The organism is Afipia dichlorophenoxyacetatis, assembly GCF_055386385.1.
In genome coordinates, this window is record NZ_AP029250.1 from 5,467,066 (window position 1) to 5,479,416 (window position 12,351).

Genomic DNA, 12,351 nt, shown 5'->3' on the forward strand with positions numbered 1-12,351 from the left:
TAATCCCGCCTAACGACGTCCCGAAAATTCACTATTTCATCATCGCATCCGACCTGTCCGGAGAATGACAAGCAAAATGCCTGACGCCGACCAGCCACGCCCCGATACGACCCGGAAAGCTTTCCGCACACCGATGGTGCTTGCCGCCGTCGTGATCGCGGCGGTCATCGGATTTGTGGGGATATACGGGATCGGGGGGCTGACAGGCAATCATTCCGGCGACCCTACCTGCCGTCCGGCGGTCGATCTTGCAAAAAAGCTCACTCCGCTGGCTCATGGCGAGGTTGCGGCGTTAACCATGGCTACCGCGCCACTGAAGGTGCCGGACCTGACTTTCAGCGATGCCGAGGGCAATTCACGAAAATTGTCCGACTGGCGTGGCCGCACCGTGCTGGTGAACCTGTGGGCGACATGGTGCGTCCCCTGCCGCAAGGAAATGCCGGCGCTCGACCAGCTTCAGGCCAAGCTCGGCGGCCCGAAATTTGAGGTGGTCGCGATCAACATCGATACGCGCGACCTCGACCGCCCCAGGAATTTCCTGAAGGACGGTAACCTGACGCAGATCAGCTATTTCCACGACGCCAAGGCCAAGGTCTTCCAGGATCTCAAGGCGGCTGGCCGTGCCCTGGGCATGCCAACCTCTGTTCTTGTCGATGGCGCAGGCTGCGAAATCGCCACCATCGCCGGCCCGGCGGAATGGGCCAGCGACGACGCTGTGAAATTGATCACGGCCGCAACCGGCTCCTAAGCCCCCCAAACTCACTCAGAAGCCCTCAGCAACGCAGGAGCACCCGCGCCCGCGTTCACGCGCGCCCGCGATTGCGCCCATAAGCCGCAGTTCCATCTGAGGTTGCCCTTGACGATCTCGCCCGCGCGCCTATACTTAACCATATGGTTTACTATTCATCAGATCAGTTGAGCCGCACGTTTTCCGCCGTCGCCGACCCGACACGGCGTGCATTGCTCGCGCACCTGGAAGGGCGCGAGGACGTCACGATCAGCGAACTAGCGAAGCCGTTCGCGATGTCGCTGCCCGCAGTGATGAAGCATCTCGATGTGTTGTCCGACGCCGGCCTGATCACCCGCACCAAAACAGGCCGCACGGTGACCTGCCGCCTGACGGCGGCCCCGATGGAGCAGGCCATGGAATGGCTCAGCCGCTACCAGCGATTTTGGTCTGCCCAACTCGATCGCCTCGCCGCGTTTGTGGAGAACGACTTATGCTCACCCAGCCAAGCCTCACCCTCGCCCGACGACTCAGAGCCCCAGCCGCCAAAGTCTTCGAAGCGTGGACAGACCCGCAAAAAATCGTCCAGTGGTTCGGACCCGCACCAACCTTAGTCGACACGGTCAAGGCCGACATGGATGTCAGGGTCGGCGGCCATTTCCGCATCAGCTTCAAGACGGACGACGGCGATTATCACGAGGTCGGCGGCAAATACCTCGAGGTCACGCCCAATCAGCGACTGGTGTTCAGCTGGGCGTGGCACTCGACACCAGAGCGCGTCTCGCAAGTGACGGTCGTGCTGCGAGAAGAAGGTGATGTGACGCTGCTGACGCTCACCCACGACAAATTCTTCAATGAGGCCGCGCGTGATGGTCACAACCGCGGCTGGACCGGGACGCTCGACAAGCTCGAGAAACTGTTCGCCTGAGACCAGCGGAGGAAACCGATATGAAGCTCTTCTATTCCGAGACATTAAATCCGAGGAAGGCTTGCGCAGTCGCAAAATATCTTGGCGCGCCGGTCGAGTACATTCGCGTTGATTTGGCGAAAGGCGAGAACAGAACGCCGGTATTTCTGGCGATGAATCCCAACGGCAAAGTCCCGGTTCTTCAGGACGGCGCGACGACACTTTGGGAAGCCAATGCCATCATGTGCCATCTCGCACGCGTGACGGACTCCGATCTTTGGCCCACCGGCGAGCGTCAGGTCGAAGTGATGCGATGGCTCAGCTGGGACTCGAATCATTTCACGCGTTTCGCGGGCACGCTCTACTTTCAAAATCTCATCAAACCACAGCTTGGTTTTGGCTCTCCAGATCCAGATGTCGTGCGCGAAGCAGAGAAATGGGTTCGCCAGCACGGGTCTGTCCTCAACGAACATCTGCGCGGCAGAACCTATCTCGTAGGCGATACCCCCTCCATCGCCGATTTCGCGGTGGCCGTGACACTTCCTTACGCCAAGAGCGCGCGTATTCCGATCGATGACTTCTCCGAGATCCAGCGCTGGCATGCGAGGCTCAATGAACTTCCCGCCTGGCGAGATCCGTTCCCCAGTTACGCGGAAGCCGCCTGAGGTGCGACTCCATGATCGCTATGACGCTGGCGGTCATGTGGATATGACCGGACACTACCACGCGCCGGAAGCACCGCACGCGTGCTGCACGACGAGCAAACAAACCTCGTCACCATAGTTCACCGATCAAGAACAATCAGCGTAGGGAGTCTGAGATGCAGTATGTCGATGGTTTCATTATTGCCGTTCCAAAGAAAAATCTCAAAGCCTATCAAGCGCTGGCCCGCAAAGCCGGCAAGGTCTGGAAAGAGTATGGGGCACTCGAATACCGTGAGTGTGTCGCGGAAGACGTCAAGGTCGGCAAGCTCACCTCGTTTCCACGCAGCGTGAAGCTCAAGCCCGGTGAGACCGTGATCTTCTCCTGGATCACCTACAAGTCGCGCAAGCACCGCGACAGCATCAACGCCAAGGTGATGAAAGATCCGCGTCTGGCGAACATGATGGATCCCAAGGCGATGCCGTTCGACGCCAAGCGCATGATCTACGGTGGCTTCGACACCATCGTGACGATGTAACGGTCTGGAATCAGCCAGATCTCAAAGTGAAGTCAGGAGTGAGCGATGAAAGATATCGTACCGTGTCTATGGTTCGACGGCAGAGCCAAAGAAGCCGTGGATTTCTACGCATCGACCTTCAAGAACACAAAGGTTGGTCACGTTGCGCATTACGGCGACGGCGCACCAATGCCGAAAGGCTCGGTGCTGACCATCGAGCTGGAAATCAACGGACAGAGATTTCTCGCATTGAACGGTCCGCCGGTCTTCACGTTCACTCCTGCACTGTCGCTGATAGTCAATTGCGAAACCCAGGAGGAAGTCGACCATTTCTGGGAGAAGCTTTCCGAAGGCGGCGAAAAACAGCAGTGCGGATGGGTGAAGGATAAATTCGGCGTGTCGTGGCAGGTCGTACCCACCGCGCTCAGCGAACTGATGAAGCAGGCCACGCCGGCGAAGTCGCAAAAAATCTTGGACGCCATCATGCAAATGACGAAGCTCGACATCAAAAAGCTACAGCAAGCCTATGCACAATAACGCCGCACGACGTTCTTATGATGCCGAAGGGAATGGCGATAACGCCCTTCCCGCCCCGCGCGTTGGGAACGGCGTCTATGCACGTGTGCTTGATGCCGCATGGCGTCACGCCGAGCATATGAACGAATTAAGGGAGCCGCCAATGACACCGCACGGTCATTTTCATTGGAACGAGCTGCGAACCCGCGACGCGGAACGCGCCAAACGATTTTACATCGAGACTGTCGGTTGGACATTTCAGTCTACCACCGCCGGTGATGGATCCACCTACTGGATCGCATACATGGGCGATCAACCCGTCGCAGGTCTGTTCTCGATCGACCAGCCACGCTTTGAGGGCGTGCCCGAGAGCTGGATTCCATTTCTGGCCGTCGATGACGTTGACGCCCGCGTCAAGAAAGCCGTCGCGGCCGGAGCGGAGCTCATGATCCCGATCTTCGACGTGCCCGACGTCGGCCGCATTGCAATGCTGCGTGAGCCCAGCGGAGCCGGGATTGGCTGGATGACGCCGACCTGTTGAGGCGGCGGCCAGGAAGCGCGTCTGGCTTAGACCGAAATGTCGAGATTGCCGCCGATGCCAGGCGCGTTGTTCGCCGCGGGGGCTGCGGGAGAGAGAAGCTGCAGAACGGAGGCCTGGGAGTCGAGGTTCGACTTAAGCACGCTGGTTGCGACTTGCTGTTGGAAATTTCCTGCCTGCATCGCCATCATGGCGGAGACCATAGCCATCATATCCATCGCAACACACCTACGCGCACTTCTACTGCCACGGACCCTAGCCGGGATGAGTTAATAAATTTTAAGCGGCAGGGTTGTGCAAATGTCGCAAATTATCGGGTGGGAACCGGCTTTTCGCCGCGATAATCGTAAAAACCGCGCTGCGACTTGCGGCCAAGCCAACCGGCTTCGACATATTTCACGAGCAGCGGGCACGGACGATATTTCGAATCCGCGAGCCCCTCATGCAGAACCTGCATGATCGACAGACAGGTATCCAGGCCAATGAAATCCGCCAGCTCAAGCGGCCCCATCGGATGATGAGCGCCGAGCTTCATCGCAGCGTCGATAGCTTCGACATTCCCGACACCTTCGTAGAGCGTGTAGATCGCCTCATTGATCATCGGCAGCAGAATGCGATTGACAATAAAGGCCGGGAAATCCTCGGAGACGGCAATCTGCTTGCCCATCCGGGTGACGAATTCACGCGACGCTTCAAAGGTCGCATCATCCGTCGCGATGCCGCGGATCAATTCCGCCAGCTCCATGACCGGAACCGGATTCATGAAATGAATGCCGATGAAGCGTTCCGGACGATCGGTCGATGCGGCAAGGCGCGTGATCGAGATCGACGACGTGTTGGATGCGATAATCGCTTCGGGCTTCAGGATCGCGCACAGATCGTGGAATATCTTGCGCTTAACGTCTTCCTTTTCGACGGCCGTCTCGATGACAAGGTCGCAATTGGCGAGGCCATCGAGGCTATCGGTCGACGTGATACGCGCAAGCGCCTTCTTATGCTCATCTTCCGTGATGGTCTTCTTGGCGACTTGCCGGGACAGGTTACCGTTGATGGTGGCCATCGCGGATTTGAGACGCTCTGCCGAGATATCGTTGAGCACGACATCAAATCCAGCCAGAGCTGCGACATGCGCAATGCCGTTCCCCATCTGGCCTGAGCCAATCACACCAACCGTCTTTATCGCCGTCATTTGCGTTCCGGTCTTTCCCGCTTAGCGTCCCGAATCCGAGGCGCGCCTTATATGCAGCGCACCTCGTAACGAACTTCGGATTCGAAAGGACACCAATAAACTACAATTCCAGTGTGGTTCAGGCTCAGAAGTTCGCTTGAAGCACGCGCCGGGAAAACGAAGCGGACTTCTGAACCACCACACGAGGTGAAGCGGCGTCACACTGCCGTACCACCTTTAACATAACGTCAAACCCCGGCGGGTGTTGAATCGTCCTGCCGGGGCCGAATAGTCTGTCAGCGCGACCTCCGGTCGCGCCGAAAGTCTTTACTTTCCAAGTGCTGCCGTCAACTCAGGCACCGCCTGATAAAGATCGGCAACGAGACCATAGTCCGCAACCTGGAATATCGGCGCGTCTTCATCCTTGTTGATCGCGACGATCACCTTGGAATCCTTCATGCCGGCCAGATGCTGGATCGCACCGGAGATACCGATGGCGATATAAAGCTCAGGCGCCACCACCTTTCCGGTCTGCCCCACCTGCCAGTCGTTCGGAGCGTAGCCGGCGTCGACAGCGGCGCGCGACGCACCGACGCCCGCACCCAGCTTGTCGGCCAGCGGCTCGATGTACTTGGCGAAGTTTTCGCGGCTCTGCATGGCACGGCCGCCGGAGACAATGATCTTTGCCGAAGTCAGTTCCGGACGATCGCTCTTGGCGACCTCCTCACCCACAAAGCTCGACAGACCCGGATCGTTCACTGACGCCGCATTCTCGACCGCAGCGCTACCGCCGTCGCCCGTTGCCGCAAACGTTGAAGTCCGAACCGTGATGACCTTCTTGGCGTCTTTCGACTTCACGGTCTGGATCGCGTTACCGGCATAGATCGGGCGCTCGAACGTATCCGGCGAGACCACTTTGATGATCTCGGAGATCTGCATCACGTCGAGCAGTGCCGCCACGCGCGGCATCACGTTCTTGAAGCGCGACGTAGCAGGCGCAACGATCGCATCATACGATCCGCCCAGTGAGACAATCAATGCAGCCAGCGGCTCGGCGAGATCGTGCTCGTAAATCGCATTCTCTGCGAGCAGAACTTTCGTCACACCTTGAAGCTTGGCAGCGTCTTCCGCGGCCCCCTTGGTGCCTTCGCCGCCACCGGCGACGAGAACATGGACTTCAGCGCCAAGCGCAGCGGCCGCCGTCAGCGCCTTGTTGGTGGAGTCCTTGAGGTTGGCGTGGTCGTGTTCGGCAATCAACAGCGTGGCCATCAGAGCACTCCCGCTTCAGTCTTGAGCTTGGAAACCAGTTCGGCAACGTCCTTGACCTTGACGCCCGCCTTGCGGCCCCCTGGTTCCGTTGTCTTGAGAACTTCCAGACGTGGTGAGAGATCAATGCCGAACGAGTCAGCAGCCTTCTCGTCGATCGGCTTCTTCTTCGCCTTCATGATATTCGGAAGGCTTGCATAGCGCGGCTCGTTGAGACGCAGGTCAGTGGTAACGATCGCCGGTCCCTTGACCTTCACAGTCTGCAGTCCGCCGTCGACCTCGCGCGTGACCTTAAAGTCCGATCCATCGACTTCGAGCTTCGATGCGAACGTCGCCTGCGACCAGCCGAGCAACGCCGCAAGCATCTGTCCGGTCTGATTGGAGTCATCGTCGATGGCCTGCTTGCCCAGAATGACAAGACCCGGCTTCTCTTCGTCAACAACGGCTTTCAAAATCTTTGCCACCGCGAGCGGCTCGACGACGGCATCGGTCTTCACAAGGATGCCGCGGTCCGCGCCCATCGCGAGTCCGGTGCGAATGGTTTCCGACGCTTGCGCCGGACCGATCGACACCACGACGATCTCGGTAGCCTTTCCAGCCTCTTTCAAGCGCAGGGCTTCCTCGACCGCGATCTCGTCGAATGGATTCATCGACATCTTGACGTTGGCGAGTTCGACACCCGAGCCATCGCCTTTCACACGAATTTTGACGTTGTAATCAACGACCCGCTTAACCGGCACCAGAACCTTCATCGGTTCCCTTTCGTCTTGACTTTGGTTGATCTCCGTGGCGGCGGAACCTAATGGTCCCGCCAATCCGGGTCAACGCGCGAAAATCGAAAAACCAGAAAGGTATGCCTATTCTGCGTGTTACCGGTTCTGGCCGGGCACCCAGAGAACATCACGGGCGCCGCTGTCGTTCACCGCCCGGCTCGCAACGAACAAAAAGTCAGATAACCTGTTGAGATACTGGATTGCAGCATCGCTCACCGGCTCATCCGGCTGGGATGCCAGTTCCACCACCACTCGTTCCGCTCTGCGACACACGGTGCGTGCCAGGTGGAGATGGGCAGCAGCCGATGTTCCGCCAGGCAAAACAAAAGAGTTGAGTGGCGCCAGATTGGCGTTGAGGGTGTCGATATCCTGCTCCAAACGCGCGACCTGCGAGGCGAGCACACGCAGCCGTTCCGCCTTGCCGTCACGCTGTGGCACCGCGAGGTCCGCACCAAGATCGAACAGGTCATTCTGGATGCGACCGAGCATGGCGTTGATCGTCTGAGCATCGGTCATGTGAAGACGTGCCACGCCGATGGTCGCGTTCGTCTCATCAACGGTGCCATAGGCGCTGACGCGCAGATCGTATTTCGGGCGGCGCTCTCCACTGCCGAGCGCCGTGGTGCCATCGTCTCCAGTACGGGTGTAAATCCGATTGAGAATGACCATCACTTGAATCCGTTTTGGGCTTTCGCCCCGCTTTCAAAAATCCGCTAGTGCCCCATGGCCCAGATCGCCGCCATTGCGATGACGATGGCAACGAATTGAAATAGCACGCGCAACCGCATGAGCCGTTGTGAGGTATTGGGCGAACCGCCACGCAACATATTGAACAGGCCCAGCAACAGCACGACCGTGACTGCGGCAAGGGCGATGGGAAGGGCAATGCTGCTGAGGAATGATGACATGACTGCTACATAACACCACAGATCAATTTTCGCCATCACCGCACAAAAAATGCCGGAGAGAACCTTTTTGCCCGTCAATCGTACTGACTAAGACGTTCCAGCACGCTAAAGCATAGGGGCTGATGGGTCAGGGTGAAACGTGAAGCGGCTTCGCTACGCATTCAATGTCGCGCTTGATGCGTTTTATAAATTCTTGGCCGACGATGGCTGGGCCATCGCAAGCCACATTGCCCTATCGGCTTTGATGGCGCTGTTTCCATTCCTCATCGTGATCACGTCGCTTGCCGGCTTCTTCGGCTCAGAAGAACTCGCCGACAACGCCGTCGAACTGATGCTGGAGACCTGGCCCTCACAGGTCGCCGATGCACTTTCCGGCGAAATTCACAATGTCCTGACCACATCGCACGGAGGCGTGCTTACCATCGGAGTGGTGCTCGCATTGTACTTCGCCTCGAATGGCGTGGAGAGTCTCCGCGTCGCGCTGAACCGCTCCTATGCCGTCACCGAGACCCGCAGCTGGTACTGGCTGCGCCTTGAATCGATCGGCTACACGATGGTCGCGGCGGTGACATCGCTGGCCATGGCCTTCCTGATCGTTCTTGGCCCGCTCATTCTGGCCACAGCGCGCCGTTATATTCCCTGGCGGATCGAACCGAACGAAAGCCTTTTTACGGTCCTGCGCTATGGGCTCGCTATCATATCGCTGATCGTCGCCCTCATCATCCTGCACAAATGGCTGCCGGCCGGGACGCGCAAGATGCGCGAAATCATGCCTGGCATCGTGGTCACGATGATCGCATCACTGGTATCGGGGGTGGTGTTCGGAAAATACCTGGAACGTTTCGCCAGCAATTATGTCACGACCTATGCGGGCCTCGCCTCGGTCATGATCGCGCTGGTGTTCCTTTATTTTACTGCAGCGATTTTCGTCTATGGCGGCGAACTCAACGCCGCAATCCTCAAATCGAAGGATCCCGCCGCGTCGCCTGAAGAAGCGCCATTGCCAGCGCCCGCGGGTTGACCGGCTTAATGAGGAACGCGTCAGCGCCTGCCGTGCGAGCGGCCTCCTCGTCCTCCGCACGCCCCGACACGCCAATGATTGCAACACACCCTTGCGGAACGTCCAGCGCACGAAGACGCCTGATCGTCTCAATGCCATCAATGCCCGGCAATACCATATCCATCAGCACGGCATCGAACTCACCCTGCGTTATGCGTTCAAGCGCATCTTCGCCTCGCCCAATAAATTCGGCACGATGGCCCAATTCAGACAGAATGGCGTTGAGCACGACACGGCCAAACGGATTGTCCTCAATGCTCAGGATGCGCAGTGCCTGAACGGGAGGTACTGGTGCTCCCATCTCCGGTAGCGTCGCTTTTGACTCCTCGGCGCGCTTCAGTGTCGCGGTCAGAGTGAATGTCGCGCCACCGCCCGCCCGCTGGGCCACGGTGATATCGCCGCCCATGGCGCGGGCAAGCTGCTTGACGGACGACAAGCCAAGCCCCGCACCACCAAAGCGCGATGCGATGGTGACATTCGCCTGCGAGAACGGTTTGAACAGCCGCTTGATTTCAGCGAGCGACAACCCAATGCCGCTGTCGGACACCGCGAACGCAATACCGAGCCTGTCTTGGGTGATCGACGTGACGATCACGCTCAAGACAACTTCACCCTGCACGGTGAATTTCACTGCATTGTCGATCAGGTTTTCAAGCGCGGCCCGCAGCCTAACGGAATCACCAATCACAAAGGGCGGCAGGTCGTCGGGAATATCCACCTTTGATTGCAGGCCCTTTGCGGCCGCCCGCCCCGTCAACGAATCCCCAACCGCCCGTGCTAGCGCCCGCAGGTCGAAGAAGTCATCCCTGATGGTCAGAATGGAGTTACCCCGCCGCGCGGCATCGACAAACAGCGAGGCCAACGCAGCCAAATGCTCCGCGCCGACTTTGATGGTCTCGACCCAGCGGCGTTCGCGCTCCCCGAGTTCCGACGTCGCCAGCAATGAGCTAATGGCAAGAATCCCGGTCAGCGGCGTGCGGACCTCATGGGCAAAGGTCGCAAGAGCGGCCTCGACCAAGCCTTTCTCCGCGGACACCGCGGCTCGGTTCGCGCGCGTTTTTTTCACCGCCGCTTTCGGAGCGCCTTTCCTCGAAGCCTGCTTTTTCTGAACACGCTTTTTCGGCGCTCGCTTGCCGCCTGCCCGCTTCCCAACCGTCCGCTTGGCAGACGTCTTCTGGCTCCGCTTTACGCGCAATCTCGCCGCCATAGTCCCTCATCCATCCAGTGCGGTGGTTCAGAAGTTCGCCAGATTTTTCCTGCGAGCTCTTACAGCGAACTTCTGAACCTAAACCGCACCAGACTTATGGATTTACTAGTGTCCTCTCGAATCCAAAGTCCGCTACGAAGCGTGCTGCACGACGAGGCGGACTTTGGATTCGGGACACTAACCGCAACATGCCATGCCGGAGGCTCCCGAGTCACGCAGCCGGGAACCGGAAAATAGTCATAAAACATCGAGAGCGGTTAACCGCCGGACCTCCTCCGGCGTCACCCCACGCGCTCGCAAATCCCGGAGCGCGGTTGAATGCGTCGATTTGGACAACTTTTGCCCCGTCTCATCCATCAGAAGGGGATGATGCCGATAGAGCGGTACCGGCAAACCCAGCAGTTCTTGCAGCAGGCGATGAACAGCGGTCGCCCAAAACAGGTCCTGCCCTCGGACGACCTGGGTGACGCCCTGCAGTGCATCGTCAACGACCACCGACAGATGGTAGCTGGTTGGCGTGTCCTTGCGAGCCAGGATGACGTCACCCCACTGCTCGGGGCTCGCGGCAACCTCCCCGGCCTCGCCGTTGGGCCCAGCTCCCATCTCAGCCCACGTCACCGCCCCCGTTAGCTCCAGGGCCGCTGCCATGTCGAGCCGCAATGCATAGGGCGCACCGGACCGGACCTTCGTCTCGCGTTCCGCGCGCGACCACTGGTGCGCGGCTCCAGGATAGATCGGTGCGCCATCCGGATCGCGCGGCCAGGCCCCTGCCTTATCTTTGTCGCGGACAAGCTGGGCGATGTCTGCGCGGCTCTCAAAGGCCGGATAGAGCAGGCCCTTGTCTGTAAGGCGCGAAAGCACCTCACCATACAGCGAGAGATGCTCGGATTGCCGGCGCACTGGCTGCTCCCACGTGATCCCGAGCCACTCGAGATCCTCGTAGATTGCAGCCTCGTATTCCGGGCGGCAGCGGGTTGCGTCGATATCCTCAATGCGCAGCAGAAAGCGCCCGCCAGCTTTCCGGGCCAGATCGAAATTCAGCAACGCCGACCGGGCGTGTCCCAAGTGCAGAAATCCATTCGGGCTTGGCGCAAATCTGAAAACGGGTGGCGGTGTCATCTCAAACTCTGATCGACGAAGCGGCGAACATTTGCGCTAGTGTGGCGTCTCCCAATTGCCGACCTCTCTTGCGGCTGGCACGCATCGGCAATTGCGAGACAAAGCCACACTACAATCATAGATTTGCTAGTCTCCTTTCGTCTCCGAATAACCGTGCGAGCGCGCAGCAAAGTGGTCGGTTATTCGGAGACGGGACACTAGCGTCCGATTCCCTTCATGCTGATGAATTCAATGACAGTCCATCTCAACACGCAAGGCGACCTCGAAGAGGCCATTCAAGCGCTGGTCAAGCTCGACCCACGGCTCGGGCCGGTGCTCGAGATTGCAGGCATGCCTACGCTGCGCAGACGCGAGCCGGGCTTTGCCGGTCTCGCCGCCATCATTTGCGGCCAGCAACTCTCCACGTCTGCCGCCGCCGCAACTTGGAGCCGCGTGAGTACAGCTTTCGATCCGTTTGATCATGAGAGGCTGAAAAGCGCGCGCGCTGACCGGCTCGGCCGGCTTGGTCTCTCTGCGGCAAAGATCAAGACATTGAAGTTCATCGCGCGCGAACTCAGCGATGAGCGCCTCAACCTCGACGTGCTTGCCGAAGAAGATGCAGATGCGGCCCATGCGACACTCACAAAGCTGCATGGCATCGGCCCGTGGACCGCAGACATCTATCTGTTGTTGTGCCTCGGACACGGTGACGCGTGGCCTGCCGGGGACCTTGCTGTGCAGGAAGCCATGCGGATTGGGCTCGGGCTGAAATCACGCCCGACCGTGAAGGAGATGCAGCCGCTGGCTGAACCGTGGCGCCCACTGCGCGGCGCAGCGGCACATCTGTGGTGGTCGTATTACCGTGCCGTGAAGAAGCGCGAAGGCGTGTTGGCTTCGGATAGCGAACCCGCGACAAAAGCGAACGCAAAACCCGCTTCAAACAAGAAACCCGTTTTAAACAAGGCACTTGTCGCAAAGAAGTCACCGGCGAAGGGAAAGATCACGCCACGGAAGTAAACGTCCA

Annotated in this window: 17 protein-coding genes; 9 read left to right on the forward strand and 8 right to left on the reverse strand. The window is 58.9% G+C overall.

From position 1 onward, the window contains the following. Positions 1-76: 76 nt before the first annotated feature. The 7 genes from tlpA (at position 77) to ACZ5C3_RS25655 (ending at position 3,850) form a co-directional block, all read left to right on the forward strand. On the forward strand, positions 77-748 hold the full coding sequence (tlpA, locus tag ACZ5C3_RS25625) for a thiol:disulfide interchange protein TlpA (protein ID WP_464033925.1): 672 nt from the start codon (positions 77-79) through the stop codon (positions 746-748). Positions 749-891: 143 nt separating this feature from the next. Beyond that, positions 892-1,341: an ArsR/SmtB family transcription factor gene (locus ACZ5C3_RS25630; protein WP_464044353.1), complete on the forward strand. Its 450-nt coding sequence runs from the start codon at positions 892-894 to the stop codon at positions 1,339-1,341. Then, entirely contained in the window at positions 1,308-1,655 is a 348-nt protein-coding gene (locus ACZ5C3_RS25635) for an SRPBCC family protein (RefSeq protein ID WP_464044801.1), read from the forward strand. The genes ACZ5C3_RS25630 and ACZ5C3_RS25635 overlap by 34 nt, the downstream gene beginning before the upstream one ends. Positions 1,656-1,675: 20 nt before the next feature. Continuing rightward, positions 1,676-2,299 (forward strand): glutathione S-transferase family protein, encoded by a 624-nt coding sequence (locus ACZ5C3_RS25640; RefSeq protein WP_464033927.1) that lies wholly within the window; start codon positions 1,676-1,678, stop codon positions 2,297-2,299. A 155-nt stretch (positions 2,300-2,454) separates the two neighbouring features. Further along, a complete protein-coding gene (locus ACZ5C3_RS25645) occupies positions 2,455-2,814 on the forward strand; it encodes a DUF1428 domain-containing protein (protein ID WP_464033928.1) in 360 nt (119 codons plus the stop codon). 45 nt (positions 2,815-2,859) lie between these two features. Further along, the gene (locus tag ACZ5C3_RS25650) at positions 2,860-3,330 is read left to right on the forward strand and encodes a VOC family protein (RefSeq protein WP_464033929.1); all 471 of its coding nucleotides are present in this window, start codon (positions 2,860-2,862) and stop codon (positions 3,328-3,330) included. Positions 3,331-3,472: 142 nt separating this feature from the next. Further along, entirely contained in the window at positions 3,473-3,850 is a 378-nt protein-coding gene (locus ACZ5C3_RS25655; RefSeq protein ID WP_464033930.1) for a VOC family protein, read from the forward strand. 26 nt (positions 3,851-3,876) lie between these two features. On the opposite strand, the gene ACZ5C3_RS25660 is transcribed toward ACZ5C3_RS25655, so the two are convergent. From ACZ5C3_RS25660 to ACZ5C3_RS25685, 6 genes are all read right to left on the reverse strand, one after another. Then, on the reverse strand, positions 3,877-4,065 hold the full coding sequence (locus ACZ5C3_RS25660; protein ID WP_464033931.1) for a putative motility protein: 189 nt from the start codon (positions 4,063-4,065) through the stop codon (positions 3,877-3,879). A gap of 92 nt (positions 4,066-4,157) precedes the next feature. Continuing rightward, complete coding sequence (locus ACZ5C3_RS25665) at positions 4,158-5,036, reverse strand: 3-hydroxybutyryl-CoA dehydrogenase (RefSeq protein WP_464044354.1); 879 nt, start codon at positions 5,034-5,036, stop codon at positions 4,158-4,160. Positions 5,037-5,342: 306 nt separating this feature from the next. Next, the gene (locus tag ACZ5C3_RS25670; RefSeq protein WP_464033933.1) at positions 5,343-6,284 is read right to left on the reverse strand and encodes an electron transfer flavoprotein subunit alpha/FixB family protein; all 942 of its coding nucleotides are present in this window, start codon (positions 6,282-6,284) and stop codon (positions 5,343-5,345) included. Next, the gene (locus ACZ5C3_RS25675; protein WP_464033934.1) at positions 6,284-7,033 is read right to left on the reverse strand and encodes an electron transfer flavoprotein subunit beta/FixA family protein; all 750 of its coding nucleotides are present in this window, start codon (positions 7,031-7,033) and stop codon (positions 6,284-6,286) included. Before ACZ5C3_RS25675 ends, ACZ5C3_RS25670 begins: the two co-directional genes overlap by 1 nt. A gap of 117 nt (positions 7,034-7,150) precedes the next feature. Then, positions 7,151-7,723 (reverse strand): cob(I)yrinic acid a,c-diamide adenosyltransferase, encoded by a 573-nt coding sequence (locus tag ACZ5C3_RS25680; protein ID WP_464033935.1) that lies wholly within the window; start codon positions 7,721-7,723, stop codon positions 7,151-7,153. Positions 7,724-7,767: 44 nt separating this feature from the next. Beyond that, a complete protein-coding gene (locus tag ACZ5C3_RS25685; RefSeq protein WP_464033936.1) occupies positions 7,768-7,962 on the reverse strand; it encodes a twin transmembrane helix small protein in 195 nt (64 codons plus the stop codon). A gap of 139 nt (positions 7,963-8,101) precedes the next feature. Between ACZ5C3_RS25685 and ACZ5C3_RS25690 the strand changes: the two genes are divergently transcribed. After that, positions 8,102-8,983, forward strand: coding sequence for a YihY/virulence factor BrkB family protein (locus tag ACZ5C3_RS25690; protein WP_464033937.1), 882 nt, complete (start codon positions 8,102-8,104; stop codon positions 8,981-8,983). Here ACZ5C3_RS25690 and ACZ5C3_RS25695 read toward each other — a convergent pair. Both ACZ5C3_RS25695 and gluQRS read right to left on the reverse strand, forming a co-directional pair. Beyond that, a complete protein-coding gene (locus ACZ5C3_RS25695) occupies positions 8,922-10,229 on the reverse strand; it encodes an ATP-binding protein (RefSeq protein ID WP_464033938.1) in 1,308 nt (435 codons plus the stop codon). The genes ACZ5C3_RS25690 and ACZ5C3_RS25695 overlap by 62 nt on opposite strands. A 237-nt stretch (positions 10,230-10,466) precedes the next feature. Continuing rightward, a complete protein-coding gene (gluQRS, locus tag ACZ5C3_RS25700; protein WP_464033939.1) occupies positions 10,467-11,348 on the reverse strand; it encodes a tRNA glutamyl-Q(34) synthetase GluQRS in 882 nt (293 codons plus the stop codon). Positions 11,349-11,579: 231 nt separating this feature from the next. Here gluQRS and ACZ5C3_RS25705 point away from each other — a divergent pair, with 231 nt between their 5' ends. Beyond that, positions 11,580-12,344, forward strand: coding sequence for a DNA-3-methyladenine glycosylase family protein (locus ACZ5C3_RS25705; protein ID WP_464038433.1), 765 nt, complete (start codon positions 11,580-11,582; stop codon positions 12,342-12,344). Positions 12,345-12,351 lie beyond the last annotated feature (7 nt).

Bases quoted from the DNA above. Each gene is read 5' to 3' on its own strand.
- tlpA (WP_464033925.1), top strand. From the start codon at position 77: ATGCCTGACGCCGACCAGCCACGCCCCGATACGACCCGGAAAGCTTTC.
- ACZ5C3_RS25630 (WP_464044353.1), top strand. From the start codon at position 892: ATGGTTTACTATTCATCAGATCAGTTGAGCCGCACGTTTTCCGCCGTC.
- ACZ5C3_RS25640 (WP_464033927.1), top strand. From the start codon at position 1,676: ATGAAGCTCTTCTATTCCGAGACATTAAATCCGAGGAAGGCTTGCGCA.
- ACZ5C3_RS25645 (WP_464033928.1), top strand. From the start codon at position 2,455: ATGCAGTATGTCGATGGTTTCATTATTGCCGTTCCAAAGAAAAATCTC.
- ACZ5C3_RS25650 (WP_464033929.1), top strand. From the start codon at position 2,860: ATGAAAGATATCGTACCGTGTCTATGGTTCGACGGCAGAGCCAAAGAA.
- ACZ5C3_RS25655 (WP_464033930.1), top strand. From the start codon at position 3,473: ATGACACCGCACGGTCATTTTCATTGGAACGAGCTGCGAACCCGCGAC.
- ACZ5C3_RS25660 (WP_464033931.1), bottom strand. From the start codon at position 4,065: ATGGATATGATGGCTATGGTCTCCGCCATGATGGCGATGCAGGCAGGA.
- ACZ5C3_RS25665 (WP_464044354.1), bottom strand. From the start codon at position 5,036: ATGACGGCGATAAAGACGGTTGGTGTGATTGGCTCAGGCCAGATGGGG.
- ACZ5C3_RS25670 (WP_464033933.1), bottom strand. From the start codon at position 6,284: ATGGCCACGCTGTTGATTGCCGAACACGACCACGCCAACCTCAAGGAC.
- ACZ5C3_RS25675 (WP_464033934.1), bottom strand. From the start codon at position 7,033: ATGAAGGTTCTGGTGCCGGTTAAGCGGGTCGTTGATTACAACGTCAAA.
- ACZ5C3_RS25680 (WP_464033935.1), bottom strand. From the start codon at position 7,723: ATGGTCATTCTCAATCGGATTTACACCCGTACTGGAGACGATGGCACC.
- ACZ5C3_RS25685 (WP_464033936.1), bottom strand. From the start codon at position 7,962: ATGTCATCATTCCTCAGCAGCATTGCCCTTCCCATCGCCCTTGCCGCA.
- ACZ5C3_RS25695 (WP_464033938.1), bottom strand. From the start codon at position 10,229: ATGGCGGCGAGATTGCGCGTAAAGCGGAGCCAGAAGACGTCTGCCAAG.
- gluQRS (WP_464033939.1), bottom strand. From the start codon at position 11,348: ATGACACCGCCACCCGTTTTCAGATTTGCGCCAAGCCCGAATGGATTT.
- ACZ5C3_RS25705 (WP_464038433.1), top strand. From the start codon at position 11,580: ATGACAGTCCATCTCAACACGCAAGGCGACCTCGAAGAGGCCATTCAA.